Genomic DNA, 576 nt, shown 5'->3' with positions numbered 1-576 from the left:
GGCGGCCACGTCCTGGACAACGGCCTGCTCCGGATCGGCGTCGACCCCCGGGGCCTGGTGGACTCCGTCCTCGACCTCGCCACCGGCCGCGAGACCATCGCCCCCGGCCGCACCGGCAACCTCCTCCAGCTGCACCAGGACCTGCCGAACATGTGGGACGCCTGGGACGTGGACGAGTTCTACCGCAACACCGTCACCGACCTCACCGACGCCGACGAGGTCACCCCCGGCGACGACGGCGCCTCGGTGCGGATCGTCCGTACCTTCGGCGGCTCCCGGGTGACGCAGCTGCTGTCCCTGCCGCCGGGGGAGAAGCGCCTGGTGGTGGACACCGAGGTCGACTGGCACGAGACGGAGAAGTTCCTCAAGCTCGCCTTCCCCCTCGACCTGCACACCGACCGCTACGCCTCCGAGACGCAGTTCGGGCACTTCTTCCGGCCCACCCACACCAACACCTCCTGGGAGGCGGCCAAGTTCGAGGCGTGCAACCACCGCTTCGTCCACCTCCAGGAACCCGACTGGGGCGTCGCCCTCGTCAACGACGGCACGTACGGCCACGACGTCACGCGCGCCGTC

The 576-nt window shown here is 70.5% G+C and carries 1 protein-coding gene; it reads left to right on the top strand.

The window, feature by feature from the left end:
- Nucleotides 1–576, top strand: a 576-nt coding sequence (locus CCN29_RS36415; protein WP_442538576.1) for a glycoside hydrolase family 38 C-terminal domain-containing protein, incomplete at both ends; no start/stop codon positions are given.

The organism is Streptomyces pseudogriseolus (genome assembly GCA_002154585.1).
GTDB classification, from domain to species: domain Bacteria; phylum Actinomycetota; class Actinomycetes; order Streptomycetales; family Streptomycetaceae; genus Streptomyces; species Streptomyces pseudogriseolus.
The sequence above is the reverse complement of the archived record's forward strand: the minus strand, read 5'-3'. Positions and strand labels throughout refer to the sequence as shown.